This is a genomic window from Flavobacteriales bacterium (assembly GCA_016712535.1).
Lineage (GTDB): Bacteria > Bacteroidota > Bacteroidia > Flavobacteriales_F > PHOS-HE28 > PHOS-HE28.
This window is the reverse complement of the sequence record JADJQW010000002.1, coordinates 782,185-806,488: the sequence shown is the minus strand read 5'-3', so window position 1 is coordinate 806,488 and position 24,304 is coordinate 782,185. Positions and strand designations below refer to the sequence as shown.

Annotated in this window: 18 protein-coding genes; 11 read left to right on the top strand and 7 right to left on the bottom strand. The window is 63.2% G+C overall.

The annotated features are described in order from the left end of the window. Positions 1-2 precede the first annotated feature (2 nt). The 4 genes from IPK70_03175 to IPK70_03160 form a co-directional block, all read right to left on the bottom strand. The gene (locus tag IPK70_03175; GenBank protein MBK8226163.1) at positions 3-2,558 is read right to left on the bottom strand and encodes a hypothetical protein; all 2,556 of its coding nucleotides are present in this window, start codon (positions 2,556-2,558) and stop codon (positions 3-5) included. A gap of 90 nt (positions 2,559-2,648) precedes the next feature. Next, complete coding sequence (locus IPK70_03170; GenBank protein MBK8226162.1) at positions 2,649-3,248, bottom strand: ribonuclease HII; 600 nt, start codon at positions 3,246-3,248, stop codon at positions 2,649-2,651. Positions 3,249-3,252: 4 nt separating this feature from the next. Continuing rightward, a complete protein-coding gene (locus IPK70_03165; protein ID MBK8226161.1) occupies positions 3,253-4,407 on the bottom strand; it encodes a glycosyltransferase family 4 protein in 1,155 nt (384 codons plus the stop codon). A 61-nt stretch (positions 4,408-4,468) separates the two neighbouring features. Then, complete coding sequence (locus IPK70_03160; GenBank protein MBK8226160.1) at positions 4,469-6,922, bottom strand: phenylalanine--tRNA ligase subunit beta; 2,454 nt, start codon at positions 6,920-6,922, stop codon at positions 4,469-4,471. A 47-nt stretch (positions 6,923-6,969) separates the two neighbouring features. On the opposite strand from IPK70_03160, the gene IPK70_03155 reads away from it, so the two are divergent. The 3 genes from IPK70_03155 (at position 6,970) to IPK70_03145 (ending at position 10,573) form a co-directional block, all read left to right on the top strand. Then, a complete protein-coding gene (locus IPK70_03155) occupies positions 6,970-8,184 on the top strand; it encodes a sterol desaturase family protein (protein MBK8226159.1) in 1,215 nt (404 codons plus the stop codon). 2 nt (positions 8,185-8,186) lie between these two features. Further along, positions 8,187-8,711, top strand: coding sequence for a GNAT family N-acetyltransferase (locus IPK70_03150; GenBank protein ID MBK8226158.1), 525 nt, complete (start codon positions 8,187-8,189; stop codon positions 8,709-8,711). Between the two features lie 80 nt (positions 8,712-8,791). Continuing rightward, entirely contained in the window at positions 8,792-10,573 is a 1,782-nt protein-coding gene (locus tag IPK70_03145) for a M28 family peptidase (GenBank protein MBK8226157.1), read from the top strand. Here IPK70_03145 and IPK70_03140 read toward each other — a convergent pair. Genes IPK70_03140 through IPK70_03130 form a run of 3 tightly spaced genes read right to left on the bottom strand, consistent with a single transcriptional unit; the run spans position 10,570 to position 12,982 of the window. Then, positions 10,570-11,673 carry a hypothetical protein gene (locus IPK70_03140; GenBank protein ID MBK8226156.1) on the bottom strand — a complete coding sequence of 368 codons (1,104 nt, stop codon included), beginning with the start codon at positions 11,671-11,673 and terminating at the stop codon, positions 10,570-10,572. The two genes, IPK70_03145 and IPK70_03140, sit on opposite strands and share 4 nt — an antisense overlap. Next, on the bottom strand, positions 11,654-12,223 hold the full coding sequence (locus IPK70_03135; GenBank protein ID MBK8226155.1) for a sigma-70 family RNA polymerase sigma factor: 570 nt from the start codon (positions 12,221-12,223) through the stop codon (positions 11,654-11,656). Before IPK70_03135 ends, IPK70_03140 begins: the two co-directional genes overlap by 20 nt. Positions 12,224-12,229: 6 nt before the next feature. Continuing rightward, positions 12,230-12,982 carry a carboxypeptidase regulatory-like domain-containing protein gene (locus IPK70_03130; GenBank protein MBK8226154.1) on the bottom strand — a complete coding sequence of 251 codons (753 nt, stop codon included), beginning with the start codon at positions 12,980-12,982 and terminating at the stop codon, positions 12,230-12,232. A gap of 85 nt (positions 12,983-13,067) precedes the next feature. On the opposite strand from IPK70_03130, the gene IPK70_03125 reads away from it, so the two are divergent. The 8 genes from IPK70_03125 to mfd all read left to right on the top strand — a co-directional run bounded on the left by IPK70_03125 (position 13,068) and on the right by mfd (position 24,295). Further along, positions 13,068-14,207, top strand: a complete 1,140-nt coding sequence (locus IPK70_03125) for an adenylyltransferase/cytidyltransferase family protein (protein MBK8226153.1) — start codon at positions 13,068-13,070, stop codon at positions 14,205-14,207. A 2-nt stretch (positions 14,208-14,209) separates the two neighbouring features. Continuing rightward, positions 14,210-15,436, top strand: a complete 1,227-nt coding sequence (gene fucP, locus IPK70_03120) for an L-fucose:H+ symporter permease (protein ID MBK8226152.1) — start codon at positions 14,210-14,212, stop codon at positions 15,434-15,436. After that, complete coding sequence (locus IPK70_03115) at positions 15,433-15,762, top strand: L-rhamnose mutarotase (GenBank protein MBK8226151.1); 330 nt, start codon at positions 15,433-15,435, stop codon at positions 15,760-15,762. Before fucP ends, IPK70_03115 begins: the two co-directional genes overlap by 4 nt. A gap of 62 nt (positions 15,763-15,824) precedes the next feature. Further along, positions 15,825-15,986: a hypothetical protein gene (locus tag IPK70_03110; protein ID MBK8226150.1), complete on the top strand. Its 162-nt coding sequence runs from the start codon at positions 15,825-15,827 to the stop codon at positions 15,984-15,986. A gap of 11 nt (positions 15,987-15,997) precedes the next feature. Then, positions 15,998-18,235 (top strand): T9SS type A sorting domain-containing protein, encoded by a 2,238-nt coding sequence (locus tag IPK70_03105; protein MBK8226149.1) that lies wholly within the window; start codon positions 15,998-16,000, stop codon positions 18,233-18,235. A 352-nt stretch (positions 18,236-18,587) separates the two neighbouring features. Next, positions 18,588-19,931 carry a T9SS type A sorting domain-containing protein gene (locus tag IPK70_03100; GenBank protein ID MBK8226148.1) on the top strand — a complete coding sequence of 448 codons (1,344 nt, stop codon included), beginning with the start codon at positions 18,588-18,590 and terminating at the stop codon, positions 19,929-19,931. Positions 19,932-20,072: 141 nt separating this feature from the next. Next, on the top strand, positions 20,073-20,768 hold the full coding sequence (locus tag IPK70_03095) for a hypothetical protein (GenBank protein MBK8226147.1): 696 nt from the start codon (positions 20,073-20,075) through the stop codon (positions 20,766-20,768). Then, positions 20,765-24,295: a transcription-repair coupling factor gene (mfd, locus tag IPK70_03090; GenBank protein MBK8226146.1), complete on the top strand. Its 3,531-nt coding sequence runs from the start codon at positions 20,765-20,767 to the stop codon at positions 24,293-24,295. The genes IPK70_03095 and mfd overlap by 4 nt, the downstream gene beginning before the upstream one ends. Positions 24,296-24,304 lie beyond the last annotated feature (9 nt).

Here is a 24,304-nt window from a genome sequence, read left to right as displayed (position 1 = left end):
TTTCACGGCGAAGGTGCGCGGTGCGCGGTGATCATTGCGCCTCCATCCGCCCCGACCAGCTCCAGCCCGCCGTCGAGATTCAGGTCGCCAAGCGCCCACCGGACCGCGCCCGTTACCGGTGGTTCAGCACCCATGGGCGCATACCGCCAAGCCCGGCCGGTGGCCTCCTCGATTTCGCCGAAGGCCAGTTGGCCATCGGCAGCGATGGCGGATCCTGAACGGGCCCGGCTCGCATCTGATTCCATGACGATCACCTCCGGCACACCATCGCCATCAAAGTCGCCGACTTCAGAGAATGCCGCGTCCTCCGATTCGCCGTCCAATCGATTCACGCGCACCGCCAGATCCTGGTCCATCCACGTCACGCGTGTGTCCTTCACTTGCTGCCCGGCCTCAACAGCCAGCACCTCCTTCACGCGGGGAAGCGACAGCTTCACTGATCCACGCGCATTCCCCTTGCGATCGAAGAGCTTCACCCTTCCCTCCGCATCCACGGCCATCAAATGGTCCTTGCCTGCGATCCGCAGGTGCCGCACAGCATCTGCCGGCGCGGCCTCGAGTCTCGGTGCGATCCATCCCTGCACGGCAGTCCAATCAAGATCAACGTTCAGCAAGCGGCCATCGCTCAAGGGGACGATGACCCGGTACTCGCGCGTGCCCTCATAATCGAGGACCGCCAGCGGCGATGCGGATTCAACCGGAAGCTTGAACGGCAGTCCCACATCCTTGCCATTGCGGTCGATCAGATGGACGGTGCGCGCCGTGCCCAGCAGCAATTGCAGCTTGCCATTCTTGAACCGATCGACCTGATGCACGGCACCGAGGATCGGGCCATCGAGCTGCCTCGACCAGAGCAGCTTGCCCGCAGCGCTGATCAAGTGGATGCGATGCAGGCTGTCCTGCACCAGCGCCTCGAGCGTGTTGTTGGCGTGGTTGCGCACCAGATCAGGACGGCGCGTCACCGGCGCGCCCACCGGGCATTGCCAGAGCACCTTGCCACCGGTCGCAATCGCGTTCGAGGCCCCTTCGCGCGGAGCGCCTTGCGCGCCGATGGCCACGTGCATCATGCCGCCGCTCGCAGGCGATACCTGCACGGAGAGCGCGCTGAAGCGTTGCAGAAGCGGCAGCCATTCCGTGAAGCCCGGTTCGCACGCGGCGCTCAATCCCCGCCCGAGCAGCTCACCACCTTGACCCGGATCGCTCCACCAGGTGAAGGCCGCTTCGTCGCTCATGCGCTTGAACCAATCCCTTGCGCGCGGCTGCTCCGCCAAGCTGCCGCCATCATTCCAGGCATCGATCGCGGAGCGCACCGCATCAGCGTCGTCGCTCATCACCGCATGGCGGCCCAGCATGGCCCACCACGGCTGCTGCGGAAGCTCGGCGGCGCGGCCCAGGAGCAACTCGAAGGGCTGCGCTGCGGGCATGCGCGTGATGCGCGTGCCGCGATGGTTCAGCGTGTCGCATGGGGCATTCGCGCAAATCGCCAGGAGTTCTTCCAAGGCGCGATCCGGGTCGGCAGCCTCGGCGATGAACCAGCGGCGCCCATCGCCCATTCCACGCGCCGAACCAAGGCTGCCGCGCATCCAGGCGGCTGCTATCTCCGTGGAACGGGCACGTTCATCCAATGCTTCACGCGCTGACATCGCAGCTTCGGGATCGCCCATGTACCGCACCTCGCATTGCACCGCATCGGCAGGGAGCACCCTTCCGATCCCCCAGGCTCCTGCACCTTGGGCGCGGATGCCTGACAGGAGATCATCTTCACCCTCAGGCACCAGCAGGCCATTCAGCAGGATCGCATCGGGCTTCGCCACCAGGTCGAGCGCGAGCCAACCGCGCGGAAGCCCCAAACGCTCGATCCGCTCCGGCTCCCAGATGCGGCTGAGCATGCTGCCCAGCCTCACGGTGCTCACAAGGACGCGCGCAACCGTGGCTTGGCCCAGTGTAGCGCGCGCCTTGGCGAAGCCCGCATCGGTGCTGAGCGGCGTGCCGCGATCAAGTTGAAGCACGCATTCGTCGAGCGCAGCAGCGGAAGGCGAGAGCATCCAAACGCCGTCGCGCACGCACGCTGAGATCCCGCCCCATGCGCTGTCGTTCACGCACGAAGCGATGCGGCCTTCTGAGAAGGCCAAGGCCTGCTCTGCAGCAACGCCGAAGAGCTTGGCCAGCTTCTCCTTCGGAAGACCGCCGTCGCTGCCGAGGAATACCGGGTCGGCGACCCCCTGGCCTGAGCGCAGCAGTGCCACGATCAGCGATGACGAACCCAGCACTGAGCGCATCGTTCGATCGCCTTCGAGCGTGCGCGTCGCGTGGGCCAGGGCCAAAGTGAGCCTGCGCGCACCGGCACCATGCTCCCAATCGGGCCAGAGCAACGAAGTGTGGATGAAGCGATCCCAAGCGCCCAGCGCATCGGGCACCTCGATGACAACGGCGGCTTCGGCAGGCACGGCGCTCCATGGATCGGTGGCCGGCGCCATCGGATTCTCCCAGCGCAGCAGCACCCATGCCGTTGCGCCAACGATGGCGATCAGCAGGATGGCGATCAGGAGGCGGCGCATGGAAACGCACAAAGGTGCCCGCGCGCGCGCACGGGCACCGTCGGCGCAGGAGGTGCTTGCGCACAGGATGGTGTGGATCGCGGGCCGCGATCAGAAGAGCACAGGCTGGTCGCTCAACAAGCGGAATGAGCGCCGATGATGCTCGCACGCGCCGTGCAACGCGATGGCCGCGCGATGATCGGGGGTCGGATAGCCCTTATTGATGGCCCAGCCGTATCGCGGATCCTCATGGTGCAGCTCACGCATGAGCGCATCACGGTGCGTTTTGGCCAGCACGCTCGCTGCTGCGATGCTGCGGAAGCGCCCATCTCCTCTGACCAGGCAGCTATGGGCGATTCCGGGATAGGCAGCGAAGCGATTGCCGTCGATCAGGAGATGATCAGGCCGCTGCTTCAAGGCATCGATGGCGCGGTGCATGGCAAGGAACGAAGCGCGCAGGATGTTGATCGAGTCGATCTCTCCCGGCCCAACCGCCGCGACGGCCCAAGCCAATGCGCGTTCCTCGATCATGGGGCGCAGCGCCCCGCGGGCTGCCTCGCTCAGCTTCTTGCTATCGTCCAGGCCCGGGAGGCGAACGCGCGGCGGGAGTATCACGGCCGCCGCCACCACGGGGCCGGCGAGGCAACCGCGACCGGCCTCATCGCAGCCGGCTTCAACGCGGCCTTGCTCGAGGTATGCAGCCAGCGCCATCGGATCAACGCTTGCCGTTCGGATCGAGCCCAGCATCCCTGCACATCCGCTCGAAGCTCGTCCACAGGGCGGCCGCGGCCTTGTCCCAAGAGTAGCGCTGCGCGCGTTTCACCCCCGCCGCACGGAGCTGGTCGCAGCGCACTGGATCGCTCCAAACATCGAAAAGGGCGCGGCTGATGTCGGCCACGCTGAAGGGATCGCAGTAATGCGCGGCATCTCCAGCGATCTCGGGCAGGCAGGTCGCCTCCGCGGCCACCACGGGCACACCACAGCGCATGGCCTCGGCCACCGGGATGCCGAAGCCCTCGAAATAGCTTACGAAGGCCAGGGCCTGCGCACCGCCCAGCGCCTGGTGCAGCGCTTCCTGATCCAAGCGGCCTGTGAACCGCACGCGGTCGCCGTGCTTCATGCTGGTGAACGCGTATTGCATGCGATCATCCCACCAGAACCGCTCGCCCACGATGAGTAAGCGGGCATCGCAGGGGTGCTCGGTCACGAAGCGATCGAAGGCGAGCAGCAGGCGCGCGATGTTCTTGCGCGGATGCAAGGACCCCACGCAGATGAAGTACGGATGGCCCTCGGCGAAGCGACCGCGCGCAGCTGGCTTCTGCTCATCGCTCAGCGGGCTGAACACTTCGCCCACGCCGTTGTACACCACGTCGATCCGGCCCTCGTCCACCTCGTAGCGAGCTGCGATGTCGCGGCGGCTGAACTCGCTCACCGTTGCGATCCGCGAGGCGTGGCGCGCGAAGCGCGGGAAGTAGGAGCGGTAATACAGGCTATAGCGCTTGGGCAGGTCCTCGGGATAATGCTCGAAGTTGAGGTCGTGGATGACGGCAAGCGCGGGCACATTGCTGCGCAGCGCGAGGAAGCCATCGGGGCTGATGAAGGCGTCGGCGCCGAGGGCCTTCAGCTTGCGCGGCAGGAGCAGATCGAACCAGAGCCGGTAGAGCAGCGGATGCCGCGTGGGCGGGCGCATCACCACCGGCGTCACGTTCGGGGCGTACACGAACCGCTTGTCGAAGGCCCGATCGAAGAGGAAGAGGAACTCGTGCTCCGGATGCGCCAGCACGATGCGCCTCATGGTCTCATGCGTGAACCACCCGATGCCTTCGAGCTTTTCCGCGAGCAACAGTCGGGTGTTGACGGCGATGCGCATTAACGCTTCAGTAGGATTGCATTCTGGCCTGCTCTCGACAACAACCGCGAACCAGCACCTCTTATCGGGGAACGGTTCCCCAACCTCGCATCTCTGCCGCCGCCTCCTTCTCCAGCGCGGCGCGAATCCTGCCCATGGCCTTCTCCACTTGCTCATCGGTCAGCGTCTTCTCCGCGTCCTGCAGGATGAAGCTGAGCGCATAGCTCTTCTTGCCGGCGGGCAGCTTGTCGCCTTGGTACACATCGAAGAGGCTCACGTCGCGCAGCAGCTTGCACTCGGCGCCCATGGCCACTCGCTTGAGCTCATCGAAGCGCGTGGCGTCGGGGAGCAACAGGCTCAGGTCACGGCGCACGCTCGGGAAGCGCGGCACCTCGGCATAAGCGACGGCGTTGGCACGGCAGGCATCGAGCAGCGCCTCCTCATGCAGTTCCGCATAGAGCACCGGCTGCCCCACATCGGAGGCCTTGAGCTCTTTCTGCTTCACGGCGCCCAATACTCCTATCCTTCGCTCATGAACGTGCAGCTCAGCCGCCGCATCGAGCAATGCATGCTCGCAATCCACCCAGTGCGCTTGCATGAGAAGGCCGAGCCGAGCCAGGATCGCCTCGATCTCTTCCTGAGCGTCCGTGCGATCGGCGAGACGGTCGGTGCTGCGCCAGTTCTCGCGCCAACGCTTGCCGGTGAGGGCCAGCGACAGTGCTTCCGTTTCGCGCGAACCGTTGGCAGAGGCGGCGTACACGCGTCCCCGTTCGAAGAAGCGCAGGTCGCGTTGCTGGCGGTTCGCGTTGTGGGCGATCGCCTGCAGGGCGCCGAAGAGAAGCGCAGGCCGCAACGCATCGAGCTCTGAACTGAGCGGATTGCTGAGCCGGATGAGCCCAGCGGTTCCAGCGACGCCACTGTTGACGCTCCGCTCTGTGCTCACCAACGAAGGCGTCATGATCTCTCGGAAGCCGCGCGCGGCCAGGTGCGCACCCATCTCCCGGCGAAGCGATTCGAGCGTGAGCGCCCCGTGCAGCACCGGCGGAGCCATCAGGCGCGCGGGCACCGGCACCCGATCGAATCCATGGATGCGCAGGATCTCCTCGATCACATCGGCTGGGCGCGATACATCCACACGATAGGCGGGCACCTGCACCGTCAGCGAATGCGCGTTGCGGTCAAGCACGCGGAAATCGAGCAGCTCAAGCACGCGCACGATCGCATCGGCGGCGATGGAGATGCCCGTGAGGCGCTCCACCTCAGCGAAGCGCATCTTCACCTCGGCGCGGCTGCGACGGCCATGATCCATGTCCGTGATGCCCGACGAGATGCGCGCGCCGCTCACTTCCTGAATGAGCATTGCCGCCCGCTTCAACGCGTACACGGTGATCTCAGGATCGACGCCGCGCTCGAAGCGGAAGGAGGCATCGGTGTTCAATCCATGCCGTCGTGCCGTGCGCCGCACATGGGCGGGGTCGAAGCAGGCGCATTCCAAGAACACCGCGGTGGTGGCCTCGCTCACGCCGCTCATCGCTCCGCCGAATACGCCCGCAATGCAGGCCGGCCTGCTCGCGTCGGCGATCACCAGGTCATCGGCGTGAAGCTTGCGCTCAAGGTTGTCCAGTGTTACGAAAGGCTCATCTGCTGAGGCCTTGCGAACGATGATCCGTCCGCCCTCGAGCCGATCGGCATCGAAGGCGTGCAGGGGCTGGCCGAGCTCGTGCTGAACGTAGTTCGTCACATCCACCACGTTGTTGATCGGCTTCAGGCCGATGGCCAGCAGGCGGTCCTGCAGCCACTTGGGCGAGGGCGCCACCTTCACCTGCGTGAGCGTGACGCCGCAATAGCGTGGACAGGCCAGCGCATCCTTCACTTCCACCTTCACCGTGCGGGCCTCATCGTCCTGCGCATAGGCCGAGACATCGGGCAGCTTCAATTCCAGGGCCTGCCCTTCGCGGTAGTTGATCGCCGCGATGAGGTCGCGCGCCACGCCCGCATGGCCCATGGCGTCGGTGCGGTTGGGGGTGAGGCCGATCTCGAGCACGTGATCGCTGACTAAGCCAAGCTGCGCCGCAGCGGGCGTGCCGGGCACTGCTGAAGGATCAAGGATGAGGATGCCCTTGTGGCTCTTGCCGATGCCCAATTCATCCTCAGCGCAGATCATGCCGTTGCTCTCCTGCCCGCGGATCTTGCTCTTCTTGATGACGATGGACGTGCCATCGGTCAGGTTCAAGGTGCAGCCCACGGTGGCCACGAGCACCTTCTGCCCGGCGGCGACATTCGGCGCGCCGCATACGATCCGCAATGGTTCGCCCTGGCCGACATCAACCACGGTGAGGCTGAGCCGATCGGCATCGGGATGCTTGGCGCACTCGAGCACTTCACCCACCACCACGCCGGCCAGCATGCCTTTCACCGGCTCATGCGCAATGACCCCCTCCACTTCAAGGCCGGTGCTGGTGAGCACTGCGGCCGCTTGCTGCGGGGACAGGCCGGTATCGATGTATCGCTTGAGCCAATTCCAGGAGATGCGCATGGGTTCCGTGAAGGTCGGCGAAGATACCTGCGGGTACATTCGCCATCGTGAAGCACATCATCCTCGCCATCCCGGCCTTCTTCGTGCTCATGGGCATCGAGCTGGCGTGGAGCGCGTATTCGCACAGGAAGGCGTACCGCTTCAACGACTTCGTGGCGAACCTCGGCTGCGGCATCGGATCGCAAGTGGTAGGCGCCTTCACCAAGGCGGGAATCCTCGCCATCTACCTGGCCGTTTACGACGATTGGCGGCTCTTCACCCTGCCCAGCACCGCGCTCACCTGGCTGCTGGCCTTCCTGCTGGTGGACCTGCTGTACTACTGGTTCCACCGGCTCAGCCACGAAGTCAACTTCCTCTGGGCCGCGCACATCGTGCATCACCAGAGCGAAGAATACAACCTGAGCGTAGCGCTGCGGCAGAGCTGGTGGCAAGGGCTATTCAGCTTCTGGTTCTATGCGCCCATCGCGCTGCTCGGCGTGCATCCCGCGGTGATCGTCTCCGTGGCCGCGATCAACACATTGTACCAGTTCTGGATCCACACCAAGGCCATCGGTCGCATGGGGCCTTTCGAGCGGCTCTTCAATACGCCGAGCCACCACCGCGTCCACCACGGCAGCGATCCGAAGTACATCGACCGCAATCACGCCGGCACGCTCATCATCTGGGACAAGCTCTTCGGCACCTTCCAGCGCGAAGAGGAGGAGCCGGTGTACGGGATCACCGCGCCTTTGCGGAGCTGGGACCCGCTCACCGCCAACTTCCACTATTGGGGCGATCTTTTCCATCTGGCGCGCCGTTGCCGCAGCCTGAAGGACAAGGTGCTGGTCTTCATCAAGCCACCGGGCTGGCGCCCCGATTACCTCGGCGGCTTCGATGGCCCCAAGGCGAAGGATCGCGCCACCTACCGCAAATTCGATACGCGCGTGAGCGATGCGGCGAATGCATACGTCGCTGTGCAATTCGCGCTCCTGCTCGCCATCACGAGCTTCTTCCTTTTCCAGCAGGACAAGCTGAGCCTCCTGGCGCAGTGGACCACGGCTGCTTTGATCGGCTGGTGGGTGATGAACCTGGGCGTGATGCTCGAGGCGCACCGCTGGGCAGTGCTCAGCGAGACCGGGCGGGTGGTGCTCGTGGGCCTCGCGACCGCATTGGTCCTCCCCGTCGCACCATCGCCGTGGAACCTGATCGCCGCCGGGACCATCACATCGCTCTCATTGCTGCATCTCTTGCTGGTGATGCGCAGCCGAACGCTGGCACCGTGATCATGCTCCCCATCCCAACGTTGGCGGGCCTCACCTCTGAGCGCCTCCGGTTCAGGCCGCTGTCGCTGGCCGATGCCGATTGGTGGATGGACTACCTGAATGACGCCGAAGCGATCCGCTTCATGCCTTTCACCATAGGCAGCAGGAGCGATTGCATGGCCATGATCCAGCGCTCCCTCGACCGGTACGCGGCGGATGGCAGCGGCCTTCATGCGATCTGCTTGAGGGAATCCAGCGTCCCGATCGGTCAATGCGGGCTGCTCACCCAAGTGGTGGACGGCATCGATGAGCTGGAGATCGGCTACCATTTGCTGCCGCAGGATTGGGGACACGGCTTCGCCACGGAAGCGGCCGCTGCCTGCAAACGGTTCGCAAGTCAGCAACGGCTCGCGGCCTCGGTGATATCGTTGATCGATCCGGAAAACCACCGCAGCCAGCAGGTGGCCCGCAGGAATGGCATGCGACCGGAGAAGCGCACCGAGCACCGTGGCGTCGAAGCGATCGTGTTCCGCGCATCGTTGACTTGAAGCCTGAGCGTGCTGTTCGAATGCCCCGGCCCGTTCCGCTCCGGCTCGGGCAGCTACCTTTCGTCTCCTACCCTGTAGCCATGACACGCTCCTTGCTCCTGTTCACCGCGCTGCTCCCGTCGCTTTCATCCGCGCAGTTCACCAGCATCAGCTGCACGGATGCCGAGGCGCTGCAGGCCATGAAGGGCCAGCATGACCCGGCGGATTATGCCGCATCCCTGGTGATCGATGATCCGGATGAGATCATCTGCGCGCTGCGCACTGCAGTGAGCGCCGATTCCCTGAGGGCGCACCTCGATCGCATCGTCTCCTTCGGAACGCGCCACACTTACAGCGATACGCTCAGCGCCAACACTGGGATCGGGGCCGCCCGGCGCTGGGCCATGTCCAAGCTCCAGCAATGGAGCACCTTGAATGAGGACCGCCTGCTCCCCTCCTACATCCGCTTCGATTACGCGAACGAGCCCCTGAACTGCGGAAGCGGACAGGATTGGCGCAACGTGATCGCCGTGCTGCCTGGATCGAGCACGGCCAATCATCGTGTGATCATCATCGAGGCGCACCTCGACAGCCGCTGCGCGGACAACTGCGATCCCGAATGCGATGCGCAAGGCGCTGAGGACAACGGCAGCGGCAGCGCACTGGTGCTGGAGCTCGCGCGCGTGATGAGCCGCTACACCTTCCCGCACACGCTCGTGTTCATGCTCACCACCGGCGAAGAGCACGGATTGCTGGGCGCACGAGCCATGGCGCAGTTCTGCCAGCAGCAATCGATCGCGATCAAGGGCGTGCTCAACAACGACATCGTGGGCGGCATCCTTTGCGGCGAAACGGCTTCGCCGCCTGGCTGCGGCGTGGTGAACGAGGTGGACAGCCTTCAATTCCGCGTCTTCTCGCACACGGCATCGCGTGGACTGGCGCGCATGATCCGCCTCAGCTACGATGAGAAGCTGGGCAGCGCCGTCCCGGTGCCCACCCTCATCAGCGTGATGGACCGAGAGGACCGCGTGGGCCGGGGCAGCGACCACATCCCCTTCCGAGAAGCGGGCTGGCCAGCCGTGCGCTTCACCGCCGCGAATGAGCATGGCGATGGCGATCCGAGCGAGGAGGGCTATGATGACCGGCAGCACACAAGCGACGACATCCTCGGGCTCGACCTGAATGGCGATGGCACGCTCGACACGCTCTTCGTGGACTTCAACTACCTCGCCCGCAACACGGTGATCAACGGCGCTTCGGCCACCCTGCTTGCGCATGGGCCGGGAATGCCCACCTTCGCTCTGCTCGATGAGCCCACCGGACTGCGCGCGCAGATCACCGGCCTGCCGGAGCACGTTGCCTTCCGCATCGGCGTTCGTGGCACCCAGAGCACAGGCGACTTCGAATCGGTTTACCGCACCGCGCAAACGAGCTACCTGGTCCCCAATCTGCAATCGCCCGGAGTGTACTATGTGAGCGTGGCCGGCATCGACGCGCAAGGGATCACGAGCATCTTCACCGCCGAGCAGGTCCGCGCCAACGATGCCGCAACGCCTCAGGCGCCGGTGGACGATCTTCCATACGGATTGGGATGTACGCCCATCGGCATCGCGGAATCGCGCGATGCGCTGAACGTGCTCATCGCCATGCCCAATCCATTCCATGGGCGAACAGAGCTTCGCATCGATCGGGCCGTATCAGGCAGCGCGGAGCTGCTCGTGCACGACGGGCGCGGACGGTTGGTTCTCCGGCAGCCGATCGGCGCAGGTGACGCTGGCCGCACCATCGCATTGCGCGCTGATTTGAGCGCGGGGCCGTACCGATGCACGCTGATGGAGCGCGGGCGCGCGATCGCCGCGACCAAGCTCATCGCCCTCGACTAGAAACGGCCAAGCCTCGTGCTTGCGGCTTCGGCGTAGAAGCCCCCTTGCGCCGCGATCCGCGCGAAGGCCTCGCGCGCCGCATCGCGCTCACCGAGCTTCTCCAGCGTGAGCGCGTGGTACCAGGCCGCCTCCTCGTCGAAGACATCCACCGGATGCACGGCCGCCCGATGGAGCAGCACGCGGGCGCGCGCATGCATCCCCAGGTTGTAGCTGCAAAGGCCCGCATAGAAGAGCGCGTTGGCATCGTCGGGGTATTGCGACAGCACGAAGCGCAGGTCGTCGAGGCAGCCCTTGTGATCATTCTGCGCGAACCGCCCCAGCGCATCGTCCATGAAGCCGAGGTAGGTCATCAAAACAGGCTTGTCAGCGGCTCCGGCCGAACCCGCATCGGCGAAACGCGCCGCAACACCGGCATCGGACAATGCGAGCACGGGATCCGCCGTGTACAGCTCCGTCGGGTGGACGAGCTTCAGGTCGTGCAGGAACACGAGTTGCCGCGACGACTTGGCCTTGCGGACCACAAGGGGCCTGGCCGTTCCGGCCGGACGTTCGATCACGACCTCTCGTGGCGCAATAGGCTCAATGCTCTCGTCGCGCTCCAAGCGCTGAGCGGTCCCGGCGATGCGCTGCTTCGCTGCCGGATTCGCGTGCAACGCCAGCGGCTCGTGGCCGATGCGCAGCGATTCCGGCTGTTCCGATGCAGCAGCGATCTCATCCGCGCGCATGGGCTCCATCGGTGCGGCTTCACGCATGACAGGATCCGACGCTGAGCCCGCGATGGCCCTCTCTTGCACCTGCACCGGCCAGTATTGCCAGATGGCGAGCAATGCGATCACGGCGGCAGCGCCTGCCCACCACCATCGCGCAGCCGCAGCTCCAGCACGCGGCCGCAAGGCATCCAACTCCTTCAGGCCGGCTGGGGAGCCCGGCATGCTCAAGCCGTCAGCCGCATCGCGCACAAGCGCATCGGCCTCGATGTGATCCTCCACGGCGCGCCGGCGCTCGGGGTCGAGGCGGCCTTCGGCATAGGCCTGCAATTCATCGCGCGAGAGCGGGCGTCGCGGGGCGAGAGGATTCGTATCAAGCGTTCTGGTCGGCATGGCGAAGGAGCATGAGGCGCAGGTTGCGGCGGCCGTTCTGGAGGTGGCTGCGGACCTGCTCGATGGTGAAGCCCGTGCGGGCGGAAGTCTCGTGATAGCTCAATCGTTCAAGGTGAAACCGGTTGATGCAGTCCCGCTGCGCATCATTGAGCTGGGCGATGGCGGCCTCGAGCTGTTGCAAGGTGGCTTCTCGCAGCGAGGCTTCCTCGTTGGCATCGTTGATGAGGTCTTCCAGGTGCGCATCGTCCAACCGGGCATGGCGGCCATCGCCTCGGAGCGCGAGCAGGCAGCGGTTGCGCATCACCGTATGCACCCACGGGCGGAAGCGCTCGACCTGATGCTTGGCAAGCAGCTGCGGCAGCGATGCGAAGAGCTCCACCACTTGATCCTTGGCGCGATCGGGATCCTTCAGGTATTTCATGCCCACGCCGTAGAGCAGGTGCGCGTATCGGTCCCACAGGGTCGCCAACGCCGGCTGGTGCCCGCCCTTGCAGGCGAGCACCAGCTCCTCGTCGGTGCCTTGTGCGGAGGCTCTTCGGCGCAGCAGCATCGTCGATCAGTCAAACGTATCGCCTTCTTCCTCTGCACGGACCTCGGCCATGCGCCGGGCGTGCTGCACCATCTCCGCATAGCTCTTGGTCTCAATCACCACCACGCCACCGGTCACGTCGCCATAGCGCGCGGGAAGTCCGCCGGTGTACACGCTCACGCTGCTGATGGCCGAGGGCGGTATGCTGGGCACAGCGCCTGGAATCTTCACGCCATCGAGGAAGGTGGCCATGTTCTCGGTGCGCGAGCCGCGGAAGTACAATCCGTCGCCGTTGGGAGCGGGGGTCACGCCCGCGAAGGTCTTGCCCAGGAACTGCACCGGGTTGCGGATGTTGGGATCCTTGGCGATCTCCGCCGCGAGCAGGGTCATGCGGCTGGGGTCGTCCTTCTCGATCAAGGGCCTGATGGTGCCATGGATCACAACCGGTGGGAGCTCCATGCCGCGCAACCTGGTATCAGGCAGGTAGGATGCGCGGTCGGCGACCACGGCCACGCTGGCGTATTCGCAAGGCTGCTTGCCGGAATAGGAGATGGTGATCGCGTAGTTCCCTGGCGCGAGCGGCTTGAGCACGAAGCGTCCATCGAGGTCGGTGGTGGTGCCGAAGAGCTCGCCATTGACCCTGGTGTACACGCTGGCCATCGGCAAGGTGGTGCCCTCTGTGTCAAACACACGGCCACGGACCTCGCCGAGGTTCTGGGCGGTGAGAGTGCCTGCGAGCGCCATGGCGCCGAGCAGGTGGAGGAAGGAAGAGGTGCGCATGATCGGAGCGTTTACCCATAGGATGCAGGGGAAAGACCGATTGCACACGGCGCGCATGATTCCGCTTCCCACCTAAACTTGCCCGATGCCCCGCGTGTTCGTCTCCGGTTGCTTCGACCTGCTGCACAGCGGGCATGTGGCCTTCCTGAAGAGCGCAGCGGAATACGGTGAGCTGCATGTGTGCATCGGCAGCGATGCGACCATCCACGCCCTGAAGCGGCGCTGGACCGTGAACGAGCAGAACGAACGCAGGTACATGCTGGAGGCCCTTTCCTGCGTCCATGCCGTGCACATCGGCTCAGGTAGCGGCCAGATGGACTTCGTGCCTGAATTCGAGCGCGTGAAGCCGGATGTGCTCGTGGTGAACAACGACGGGCATGCCGAAGCGAAGGCCGAGCTGTGCCGCAAACATGGTGCGCGTTATGTGGTGCTCGAGCGCACGCCAGCTCACGGATTGAAGGCGCGCAGCACCACCGCACTGCGCGAAGAGAGCACCATCCCATTCCGCCTGGATCTCGCTGGCGGATGGCTCGACCAGCCGTATGTGTCGAAGCATCATCCCGGCAGCGTGCTCACCATCAGCGTGGAGCCCTCGCACGACTTCTCCGACCGCAGCGGCATGAGCAGCAGCACGCGGCGCAAGGCCATCGAGCTCTGGCGCACGCACCTGCCCGATGGCGACCGCGAGCAGCAGGCACGCATCCTCTTCAGCTACGAGAACCCGCCGGGCACCCAGGTGATCAGCGGCTCACAGGACAGCATCGGCATCGTGCACCCTGGACTGAACCGGTTGGACTATGAAGGCGGATACTGGCCCGAACGCATCGAGAGCGTGCAGGATGAAGCGGTGCTCGCCTTCATCGAAGAACATCTGCAGCTGCTGCCCTTGTCGCCGCGCGACGAGAGCTTCAGCGTGCTGCAAGGCACGCGCATCGATGCCGCCGGAGCGAAGGCATTGGCCGATGCTGCCGACGATTGCTGGAGCGCGTTGCTCGCCAAGGATGCTCGCGCGTTCGGAAATGCCGTCCGTCGCTCGTTCGATGCGCAGGTGGCGATGTTCCCCAACATGGTGGACGACAGCATCCGCGCGACCATCGAAGCGCACGCCGACAAGGCCCTCGGCTGGAAGCTCAGCGGCGCTGGCGGCGGTGGCTATTTGATCCTCGTGCGGAAGGAGCCGCTGCCTGGATCTCTGCGCATCACCATCAGAAGAAGCGGATGGTGACCATGAGCAACGCATCGCAACGCACGGCCGTAGTCCTGGTGACCTCGCTCTTCTTCCTATGGGCGTTGGCGCACAACCTCAACCCCATCCTCATCCCGCATCTGCGCAAAGCACTTCAGCTGAACGATATGCGCAGCGCGCTCGTGGACAGCGCCTTCTTCATCGCCTACTTCGTCATGGCCCTGCCGGCCGGAGCGCTGATGAGGCGCTATGGATACCGCATGGGCATTATCGGCGGTCTGTTGCTCTTCGCCACGGGCACCTTCCTCTTCTGGCCTGCGGCGACCATGCGTTCGTACCCGTTCTTCTTGAGCGCGCTCTTCATCATCGCCAGCGGCCTCACCTTCCTGGAAACGGCTGCCAACCCGTACATCAGCGTGCTCGGTGATCCGGCCACAGCATCGCGACGGCTCAACTTCGCGCAAGCGTTCAACGGCCTGGGCGCAGCGCTCGCGGCATTCTTCGGTGGCCGCTTCATCCTCAGCGGCAAGGAGCTGAATGAGGAGGATCTGAAGACCATGGCACCGGATGCGCTCGAGGCCTACTTCACGCACGAGGCGCTGGCCGTGCGCGTGCCCTATCTGATCATCGGGCTCGTGGTTCTGGTAGCCGCCGTGCTTTTCCTGCGCGCGCACCTGCCGGAGATCACCGAAGAGTCGAACGGCCAGCAGCGCAGCGCGAAGGCCTGGCGACGCCTGAAGCTGGGCGTGGTGGCGCAGTTCTGCTACGTGGGCGCGCAGGTGGGCGTGGCCAGCTTCTTCATCCGCTTCGCGGGAAAGGTCGCTGGCATCCCCGAGCAGGATGCGGCCTTCCTGCTGAGCATCGGCCTGCTGCTCTTCATGTCTGGCCGATTCATCGGCACCGCGCTGATGAGGTGGATCCGACCGCCAGCACTGCTCGCGACATGCGCTGTGATCGACATGGCCTTGATCTGCGCGGCCGTGCTGGCCAGTGGCTCTACCGCCGTGATCGCCCTGCTCGGCGTGCAACTCTTCATGAGCATCATGTTCCCGACGATCTTCTCGTTGAGCATCGATGGGCTTGGCCGAGATACCAAGCTGGGCTCCTCATTGCTGGTGATGAGCATCGTGGGCGGAGCCATCGTCCCACCCATCATGGGAGCGATCAGCGACAGGCATGGCCTCCAGCTCGCCTACCTCGCGCCGCTGGTGTGCTTCATCGTCGTGCTGCTCTTCGCCCGTGCCATGCGCGAACCGCTGAGCGCATGACCCACTGCTACGCCCTCGACCTGAAGGACGATCCCGCGCTGATCGCCGCCTACGACGATTGGCATGCGCGCGTATGGCCCGAAGTGCTGGAGCATATGCGCGCGCAAGGCATCACGCACTGCTCCATCCACCGCGCGGGCAACCGGCTCTTCATGATCGTGGAAAGCACTACTGGTGCCGCGACCGATGGCGGAGGCGAAGCGTTACCTCCGCGCGTCCAGGAATGGGAAGCGCTCATGTCAACCTTCCAGCAACCGCTGCCTTTCACGAAGCCGGGCAAGAAGTGGGTGCGGATGGAACGGATCTTCGAGTGGATGGCGGAATGAACCATTTCCGATCGGTGTTGTACTTGATCAGCTCACCTTCGCACTCAATAATGATGAAGCACGTGCTACCCCTCGTCCTTCTCCTCTCTGGATCTGTGGCCAACGCCCAGCAATGGGAACCGGCAGCACCGATCAAGACAATGAGCGAATTCAAGGTGATCATAATCGTGCACGACCTGGTCGGTCGCACCATCGACCTTCAACCTGACGACACTAACGCGTGAACTTTGCGCACATGACCCTGCGAACTGCACTTCTCAGCATCCTCCTCCTCGGTGGGATAGCGCTTCACGTTCAGGCCCAACAATGGCACCTGGTCACGCCCGTAAGGGACGATGACCGCATGGGAGACATGAAGATGATCGACCCGGTGACAGGCTTCATGATCGATGACCTGCACGGTGGCATCTTCTCCACGCGCGATGGAGGCGTGCATTGGGACCGCAAAGCGAACAACTTCGGCGCCGCCGGCATGCCCCGCGCCTTGTGGATGTGGGACGCACAACGCGGGGTGATCGCTGCGAACGGCGGTAAGATCTATCGCACCAACGATGGCTTCGACAGTTTCCTGCCGACGGTGACGATCATCGGTGTGACGATCGGCAATTGCACGGCGATCCATTTCGTGAACGATACGCTTGGATTCGTCGGGACCTCCACCGGCAAGATCTTTCGGACCGGGGATGCGGGCTTGACCTGGACCTTGCAGAACAGCGGCATCACTGCCCAACTCGAACGTTTCTTCTTCGTGGATGATCAACTCGGCTTCGCCGTGGCCGCGCAATACATCCTCCGCAGCACCGATGGCGGAAGCACGTGGGAGCAATTGCCCACGCCCCAACTGGTGAACATCAAGGACCTCCACTTCTGGGATTCCCTGAACGGGATCGGAGTGGGCGCAGTGGGCGTGATCCTGCGTACCGTGGATGGTGGCGATAGCTGGTCGACCATCACCTCGCCGACCACGTCTACCATGAACGATCTGGAAGTGCAAGGCAACACGTTGATCGCGTGTGGAGCCTTGAGCCGCATCATCCGCAGTGCGGATGGCGGAGCCACGTGGACCGTGCAGAACTCCGACAACCGCGAACGCTTTTCGCTCAGTTTCACACCGGCAGGCGTAGGCCTGATGGGCGCTTCGGGGATCGTTTATCGCTCACTGGACATGGGTGCAACGTGGAACATCGTACACGTGGGCACACCGAACAGCTTGACCAGAATGAGCTTCGCGAACGATCAGATCGGGGTTGTCGCCGGCAGCACGGAAGGGGTGCGAACGACCGATGGCGGAAGGAACTGGGCCGCATCGGATGTGATCGGCCTTGGCGTGCATCTGAGGTCCGATGGTGCCGGTTGCTCGGGCGGTGGTCAGGGGGTGAATACGCATACCGGGGATTACTACGCAACGGTCCAGAACGGACCTTCAGGATCACGACCCCAAGTGGTGATCCGCTGCACGCAATCCTTCTCGCCCACCACCTACATCGTTGCAGGGGGCAATTTGAACGGCGGGTTCTACCGCACCACCAACGGTGGCAGCAGCTGGACCTACACACCCGCTGGCAACCCTTACGATATGTACTTCCCAACGGAAACCACCGGATACGCCGTGGGCGAAGGGACCAGTGTGTACAAAACAACCGATGCAGGGATCACCTGGAACGACCTTGGGCCGCTGGTGAGTGCAGGGCAGGTCACGCTCTTCTTCCTGGATGAACAGCGCGGATGGACAGGACAGCATAGAACCACGGACGGCGGGCAAACATGGACCCTCATGAGCGGTACGCCACAGTCCACACAGTCCATCTTTTTCACCGATGCCGACACGGGCTACGCGGTAGGGTCATCCGGGCAGACCTCGCGAAGCGTTGATGGCGGAATAACGTGGGAGAACAACTACATCGCCGAAGTTCCGAATGCGTCCTTCAGCGATGCGGCCTTTGTTGATGGGGCTTTGATCGGTGTCGCGAACGCTGGCGATGTCTACAGGGCGCAGATAGGTTGCCCACAAACCGCGTTCGTGCCAGCGATACAGCAGGTCGGTCCCTACCTCTGCACCTACTCCTTCGGCACGGTGCAGTGGTTCCTGAACGGCGAGCCCATTCCGGATGGCAACGACCTGTGCGTGGAGGCCACCTCAGCGGGCAACTACCACGTGGTCGTTACCGAAGGCCCTGATTGCGTTTCGGCACCATCGGCCACCGTGCAGGTGATCAGCACCGGGGTCCAGGCTGCGCCCCAGGCCAGGACGCGGCTCTTCCCGAATCCCGCATCCGATCTGGTATCCATCGAACGCATTGGAAACTCGCCGGCGGTGGTGACGGTGACCGATGCACAAGGCCGCCTGGTGGGGAGTGAGCACACGAACGGAGGGAGTACCGCCATCGATGTCCAGGACCTGCCATCCGGCCTTTACCTCATGCACATCGCTTCCGCGGCCGGTGTGGAGTGCTTGCGCTTTGTGAAGGAGTAAGCAGGCTTACGGAGCCTTCCTTCGGCTCCGATCCGCCCTGGATCACTCCTTCGGGACTGCGGCACTGGTCCTCGGACATTCCTCCCGGACGGCGTACTTGACCCAGTTCCGGTCGAAGCCGTGGCCCGTAGCTCTGGACCACTCCCGAACCCGATGCCTGGAATTGCCGGCACCGGGTTTCGGGCTTTTCAGCGTTCATGTCCATCACCTCCCTACCCGACCATCCTTGTCCGCACCGGTGCCCGCGCGATGCGCCCGATCGTTCACATAGCCGCCCTATTCCCGATGAGGTGATGTCAGGACCTTGCTGATAGCGCACCTTCGTTGAATCAACCACCAATCCCCCCCGACAATGTCCATCTACAAAGATCTTCTCGGCATCCTCTGTTCCACAGTGGTGTTGCCTGGCGCCATGCATGCACAGGTCCTCACTGATTTCGAAGACGGCTTCATCGATCAGTGGCTCGTTGAGGCCGATGGAGTTCCATCGCTCAACGCCACCGGTAACCCGGGCAATTGCCTGCGGGTAACGGACCAGGTGCTCAGCGTGATCAACCAGATGGTGCTGCCTTGGGCCTATACCGGCGACTGGTCCGCTGCCCAGAACATCGATTCGCTCTCCTTCGACCTCTATGCGCACGAAATCAGCGGCAGTCCCCTGCAAACTCAGAACCTGCCCCTGATCACGCTCTCCGGACCGGGCGGCACAGCCGTAGCCTATATCGACACGGTACCGTTGTTCGACACCTGGCAGCACTTCAACATCGCCCTGGACAGCGCCTCATGGATCGTTACCGGCAGCTGGACCGCTTTGCTCTCGGAAGTGCAGACGGTGAAGATCCGTACCGAATTCATCTCCGGCAGCGAATGGGTGCAGCTCGACAACGTAGAACTCTCGATCTCGCCGCTCATCGAACCGCTCATCGGTACTATCTGCTCCACCTGGGACACCGTGAACTTCTACGACGGATGGAGCTTCCAGGACGTGGGGAGCATCCAGGTGAGCATGACCCAGGGCAACCCGCCGGGATCCGTGCGCATGGGCGACGCCTCCGGTGCGCTCACCAACGCCGTGGCCGCACCGAAGTTCCGCGGCGATTGGTCGGACTTCGATGTGCAGGGCATTATGCGGTTCGACCTCTTCCTGCAGACCAGCAGCTCGAACTACATCGTTAAGGACTACCTCGTGCGGATCAGCGGACCGGGCGGCGTGGCACGCTACACCACCACCGATTCCATCACGGCCCTCACCGTCAACCAGTGGTACACGCACGAGATCCCCATCGATGCGGGCAGTTGGGAAATGCTGTCCGGCAGTTGGAGCGCGCTGCTCGACTTCGTGTCCGAAATCAGGCTCGACCTCGAGTTCATCGACGGCACCAACGAAGTGATCTTCCTGGACAACTTCTGCCTGGAAACGGACATCAGCACCGGCGTACAGGATCAACCTCCCGGGACAACCGCCACCGCCTTCCCCAACCCCAGCAACGGCCTGTTCACGCTGGTGCCGCCCGGTGCGGGGCCCTTCGATCTCCTTGTAGTGGATGCCAGCGGACGCACGGTTCTTACGCGCAGCGTGGGCGCTACGAGCGGCCCGATGGTGGTGGACCTGAGCGCACGAACGAAAGGGCTCTACAGCGTTCAATTTATCATGCCGGACGGGTCGCGAAGCGTGAAGCGGGTGGTGGTGGAGTGATGCATCCACCCCGGCTGCATGCAGAGCTGACGTACGCCGAAAGTGTTCGTGTGGTCAGAAACGGCTAGACGGTAGCTTCGCCCCGTTCCCGAACCCGATGCCCGCGATGTGCGGCATTGGGTTTCGGGCGTTTTGGCGTCCATGAACCTGCACGAAGTCAGCATCCTCTTTATCACTGGTTCTCTTCTGATCATCGGAGAAGGGTGTCAGACCTCCGGGACAACCGTTCCTCATGAAGAGATAGATCCTGACCAAGTCACGAACGCCATCGTGATCTACCGCATCATGGATCAACAGACGATACTGTTCGATTCAGTCATTCTCCCATCGCCGGTGCTGAATCGTTTCGTCCAGTCATGGAACACTTCGGAACAGGCGGAAATGAGGAAGTACGTCCCATCCTTCACCATCAAGATCCAGCTCAAGGACAGTAACAGGCGTTCATTCCGATTGAATGGGAACTACGCCAAAGAGAAGAACGACTGGAGCTATCAACTGAGTGACACCACCGTTCAAGCAAGCCTGGATTCTATTCGCGCATTCAATGAGCGTTGGAATGGGACCTATGCGACGGACAACAATGCTCAACTGACGCTGCATAGGAACGGTGTCTATGAATACTCGTTCGATCAATGCATACGAGGGGCGTACTCCCACGGCACTTGGACTACCTCGGGAGATACGCTGCACCTACGAGCCAACTCGGACTCCTTGGCAAGTGAGAATGCCATGTTCAAATATGCTCAATTCAACGAGCCCTTCGTTTTGAAAGGCCGTCAACTGTACTTCACCGCTGAGGGAGAACTCAACTATCACTACTTCTTCACCAAGGAATGACCTCCCTCCCCGACCTCCTCGCCCTTTACCGCTCTGACGCCCGCGTGGCCCGCGTGGCCGATGGCTTGCGCGAGAAAGCCGCCCGCGTACAAATCGGCGGTACGATCGGCTCCGCTCAGGCGCTCATCGCTGCAAGCATCATTGAGAAACTCGGTGGCGTGCATGTCTTCGTCCTCACCGATCGCGAAGAGGCCGCCTACTTCCTCAACGACCTCGAAGCCCTGCGCGGCAAGGACAAGGAAGCCCGCAAGGCGAAGGATGAGGACATGTTCTTCTACCCTGCGCCCTCTCGCTCGCCCTACGATCCGGAAGGACACCACGATGGGGAGCGTGTGAGCCGGACAGAGGTGTTGGAGGCATTGATGAGGGTGAATAGTGAATGGCGAATGGCGAATGGTGCGGATCCGCATTCCCCATTCACCAACTCCCATTCAGCATTCACCAACAAACTCATCATCATCACCTACCCCGATGCCCTGGTGCCGCTCGTGATGGGCAAGGAGGAGATGCTGAAGAACACGCTTGCGATCAAACGCAGCGAAGAACTGCCCATCGACACGTTGCAGGAATGGCTGCAGGAGACCGGTTTCAGCCGTGTGGAGTTCGTGTACGAGCCCGGGCAGTTCAGCATCCGCGGCGGTATCGTGGACGTGTTCAGCTACGGCAGCGACAGACCCTACCGCATCGAGCTGTACGGCGATACCGTGGAGAGCGTGCGCCGCTTCGACCCGCAGGACCAGCTCACCATCGAGTTCCTCGCCGAAGCAGTGATCGTCCCCGACCTCCAGGATGAGGATGCCGCGCGCCAACAGACCTTTTTCGCCCAGCTGCCGGAGGACACCGTGCTCTGGCTCCGCGACCTGCAGGCCATCGGCGATGCGGCCAAGAAGCAGTTGAAGCTCCTCGGCGAGACCTACGAGCGACTTCCCGACAAGGACAAGCACCCCACCCCCAACGAACTCCTCGCCACCGACACGGAGCTGATCAAGGGGACTCTTGGTTTTCGAAAGGTCTTCTGGGCTTCGAGCCTCGAGCCACCAGCCGCAAGCTTGATCCCGACCGGGGACAAGCTAGCGGCTGGTGGCTCGCAGCTAGTGGCTCGCATTGATTTCCAACAACGCCCTCAACCCACCTTCGCCAAAGAGTTCAAGGTGCTCAGCGGCGACCTGCACAACAAGCAGAACGCGGGCTACACCAACCTCATCGCCTGCAACAGCGCCAAGCAGAGCGAGCGCCTCTACGCCATCTTCAATGACATGGAGCACGAGGTGGCCTTCACGCCGCTGGTGCTCGACCTGCACGAAGGCTTCATCGACCCCGAGCTGAAGCTGGCGCTCTACACCGACCACCAGATCTTCGAGCGCTACCACCGCTTCCGGCTGAAGGAGGGCTTTAGAAAGAACTCACAAGCGCTCACGCTGAAGGAGCTGACGCAGCTGAAGCCCGGCGACCTGGTGGTGCACATCGATCATGGTGTAGGTGTCTTCAGCGGATTGGAGACCATCGATGCCGGCGGCAGTTTGCAGGAGGCAATCCGCCTGAAATACCGCGACAACGACATCCTCTACGTGGGCATCCACAGTTTGCACCGCGTGAGCAAGTACAGCGGCGAGGAGGGCGGCAACGCGCCCGCCGTGAGCAAGCTCGGCTCTCCGGCGTGGAAGAACCTGAAGGAGAAGACCAAGGCCAAGGTGAAGGCGCTGGCCTTCGACCTGATCAAGCTCTACGCCCAGCGAAAGAGCAAGCCGGGCTTCGCGTACCAGCCGGACAACTACCTGCAGCACGAACTGGAAGCGAGCTTCATCTACGAGGACACGCCCGACCAGCTGAAGGCCACGCAGGACGTGAAGAAGGACATGGAGAAGGGGGTGCCGATGGATCGACTGGTCTGCGGCGATGTGGGCTTCGGCAAAACGGAAGTCGCGATACGCGCCGCCTTCAAAGCCGTGTGCGACAGCAAGCAGGTGGCGGTGCTTGTACCCACGACGATCCTCGCGCTGCAACATTGGAAGAGCTTCTCGGCGCGCATGAAAGGACTGCCGGCGCGCGTGGAGTACATCAACCGCTTCCGCAGCAGCGCGCAACAGACGCAGATCCTCAAGGACCTTAAGGAGGGGAAGATCGACATCATCATCGGCACGCACCGGCTGGTGAGCAAGGACGTGGTGTACAAGGATCTCGGCCTGCTGATCATCGACGAGGAGCAGAAGTTCGGCGTGAACGTGAAGGACAAGCTGAAGACCCTGCGCGCGACAGTAGACACGCTGACGCTCACTGCGACACCGATCCCGCGCACGCTGCAGTTCAGCCTCATGGGCGCGCGCGACCTCAGCATCATCAGCACGCCGCCGCCCAACCGATACCCGGTGAGCACCATGCTACAGCCGTACGACGAGGTCACCATCCGCGGCGCGATCGAATACGAGCTCAGCCGCGGCGGCCAGGTGTACTTCCTGCACGACAAGGTGAAGAACATCGAGTTCATCGCCGACATGATCCGCAAGCTGGTGCCCGGAGCGCGCGTGGGCGTGGGCCACGGTCAGCTCGAAGGCCACAAGCTCGAAGAGGTGATGCTCGACTTCATCGAAGGGAACACCGATGTGCTCGTATGCACCACCATCGTGGAGAACGGCCTCGACATCCCGAACGCCAACACGATCATCGTGAACGAGGCCCAGAACTTCGGCCTGAGCGATCTGCACCAATTGCGCGGTCGCGTAGGCCGCAGCAACAAGAAGGCCTACTGCTATCTGCTCGCACCAAGCCCGCATCTCTTGCCTGACCTGTCACGCAAACGCCTTCAGGCCATCGAGCAGTTCAGCGACCTGGGCAGCGGCATCCACATCGCCATGAAGGACCTCGACATCCGCGGCGCGGGCGATCTGCTCGGCGCGGAGCAGAGCGGCTTCATCAACGACATCGGCTTCGAGACCTACCACAAGATCCTGGAGGAGGCCGTGCGCGAACTGAAGGACGAGCACTTCAAAGAGCTCTTCGCCGATGCGCAGGAAGGCAGCCACGCCCTCGCCCGCGGTTCACGCCGCGACCAGAGCGATGACTGCATCATCGAGACGGATCTCACCATGCTGATCCCCAACAGCTACGTGAGCGAGACCGCAGAACGCCTCGCGCTCTACCGCCGCCTGGACGATATCAAGGACGAGACCGAGCTGCAGAAGTTCAGCGCCGAGATCACCGACCGCTTCGGCCCCATCCCGCCGCTGGTGAACGAGCTGCTCGAAGCGATCCGCTTACGCTGGCTGGGGCAACGCATGGGCCTCGAAAAGATGGTGCTGAAGAAAGGCACGCTCATCGGCACCTTCATCGCGGACCAGAAGCACCCGTTCTTCGAGGGTGATGGCTTCAATGCCGTGCTGCGGGCGGTGCAATCGCAACCGAGACGGTTCAAGGTGTACGAGAAAGCAGGGACCTTGCGGATCAGCGTGCAGGATGTGAAGAACGTGCACGCGGCGAAGGAGGCGATGGAGGGGGTGGTGGGGGTGGTCGGCGAAACGGATAGCGCCTAAGCCCCACAT